This window comes from Loktanella sp. DJP18 (assembly GCF_049310965.1).
Lineage (GTDB): Bacteria > Pseudomonadota > Alphaproteobacteria > Rhodobacterales > Rhodobacteraceae > Loktanella.
This window is the reverse complement of sequence record NZ_JBMERN010000289.1, coordinates 1-1,856: the sequence shown is the minus strand read 5'-3', so window position 1 is coordinate 1,856 and position 1,856 is coordinate 1. Positions and strand designations below refer to the sequence as shown.

Below are 1,856 nucleotides of genomic sequence, written 5' to 3'. Positions count from 1 at the left end.
TCCGATGCCACCGCCGAGGGCGTGTCCGAGACCGCCGGCACCGCGTCCGACGAGACCGCGTCGCAAACCACCGAGCAGATGGTCGACGACGAGATCCCGTTCTAAGCCTGGCGGTTTGGAACGAGCCGGGGGAGGTCAGCCTCCTCCGGACATCTTGTGCGCATGCATCAACCTGCCCCACCGGCAGGTGTGTTCCTCAAAGAGGAGACAGATCGGTTCAGAAGATTTCTGAAAAAGTTGCTGCGGATCACTTCCGTATGCGAAAGATCGGGTTCATATACCCGCTATGCCCGCCTGGCGGAACGGTAGACGCGCAACGTTGAGGTCGTTGTCTTTTAATCGAGGTCCCGGTTCGAATCCGGGGGCGGGCACCACGACAAAGATCCTTTTTCCGATGGAGGAAATACGATAGCATCGGGACCGAAATTTCCCAAGGCAAGCATTGCGATTTTGAGGGCTCCTTAGCTCAGCTGGATAGAGCAGCCGACTTCTAATCGGCAGGTCGTTGGTTCGAGTCCAACAGGGGCCGCCATGATCGCAATCGGGTGAGTGGCAGAGTGGTCGATTGCACCGGTCTTGAAAACCGGCGAACCGAGAGGTTCCGTGGGTTCAAATCCCACCTCATCCGCCAAAAATCCTCTCTCGGGAGGTCTGGCACGTGCGCCTGTAGCTCAGCGGTTAGAGCTGTTCGCTCATAACGGATTGGTCGGGGGTTCGAATCCCTCCGGGCGCACCAGAAATTTCCGTCCGAATGCGTTGAAGCGTCGCGCGATCGAGATGGAAAAAAGATAAACCCGGGTCCGAGCGTGCGCTCGGCCCGGGTTTTTCCTTGGAGCCAACGAACAGATACTGAAGACGACATCGGACCGGGTCTTTCCCCTTCATCGGGTGAAGGGGAAAAACCCCGACCTTTGAACAGGAGAACAACGATATGGCAATTCGCGTCCGCCTGGACATGACCTGGACGATCGATCAGCCTGTCGTGGGTCTGCCTGACGCAAGCTTGCAGGATCACGCGTCCTATGCAGAACGCGTCCTCGTGAGTTTTTTCCCGCATTGCCATGCTGCCCTGCGCACGAAGAGCGGCACCATCTCCGAGACCCGCGCCGAGATCCGCATGCTCTGGGACATCAATCTTGACATGGTCTTTGGTCGTTTCAGCGAGCCGCAGGATTTTGCCGATTTCGCACGCGAAATACTTGTCGATGCGCTGGTCGATTTTGCACCGACGCTCTACGTGCAGATCTGGCGCAAGGCCGATCTGTCCGAGGCGATCGATCACGCCGAGATCATTTCCTTCTACGGTGCCGACGCCACGCGTGACGATTACCCCGTCTTCCGGCCGGAGCCACACCCCGACTGGGAGGAAGCCGACGAGGTCTTCATGCAGGACGGCGCATGGTTCTGGTGCGTCTCCGACGAGATGAAGCACCTGCTGGCCGTAGGTGAAATGGACACACCTTCTGTAGGACCCGATCCGGAAGCGATCTACTCGCCGTGGGAGGACGACTATTTCGACCGCATCCAGGCCCGGGCAGGCCGAATGGACGAGCTACGGACCCTGGCAGCCTGAAGGTGAGATGCGCCATCCCACAAGGGGTGGCGCATTTTTCATTTACTACGGCAATTCCGGGAAGAAAAACGGCCCCATTCTTCTGCCATTGCATTGGTGCATGGCAGCAGAGAAGGACCTGGATGATGAAAATGAAGACAACAAGCGAGAGCGAGAGCGCAAAAGCTCAGGACGAGATCACGTTCGCAAGCGACCGTGAGGGCGAGCCTGTCCATTCCGACAGCAAGGGCTTTTGGTTTTTTGATCACCCATCCAAAATCCGCAAACCCCAGACTTCAGCCTG

Annotated in this window: 1 protein-coding gene and 4 tRNA genes; all 5 read left to right on the top strand. The window is 57.8% G+C overall.

Annotated elements, in window-relative coordinates; all coding sequences use genetic code 11:
* Nucleotides 1-288: 288 nt before the first annotated feature.
* The 5 genes from ACOI1H_RS25280 (at nt 289) to ACOI1H_RS25260 (ending at nt 1,573) form a co-directional block, all read left to right on the top strand.
* Nucleotides 289-374: transfer RNA gene (locus ACOI1H_RS25280), tRNA-Leu, on the top strand.
* Between the two features lie 81 nt (nt 375-455).
* A tRNA-Arg gene (locus ACOI1H_RS25275) sits at nt 456-532 on the top strand.
* Between the two features lie 11 nt (nt 533-543).
* Nucleotides 544-631 (top strand) — tRNA-Ser (locus tag ACOI1H_RS25270).
* A gap of 29 nt (nt 632-660) precedes the next feature.
* Nucleotides 661-736: transfer RNA gene (locus ACOI1H_RS25265), tRNA-Ile, on the top strand.
* Nucleotides 737-931: 195 nt separating this feature from the next.
* Nucleotides 932-1,573 (top strand): hypothetical protein, encoded by a 642-nt coding sequence (locus tag ACOI1H_RS25260; protein ID WP_422441044.1) that lies wholly within the window; start codon nt 932-934, stop codon nt 1,571-1,573.
* Nucleotides 1,574-1,856 lie beyond the last annotated feature (283 nt).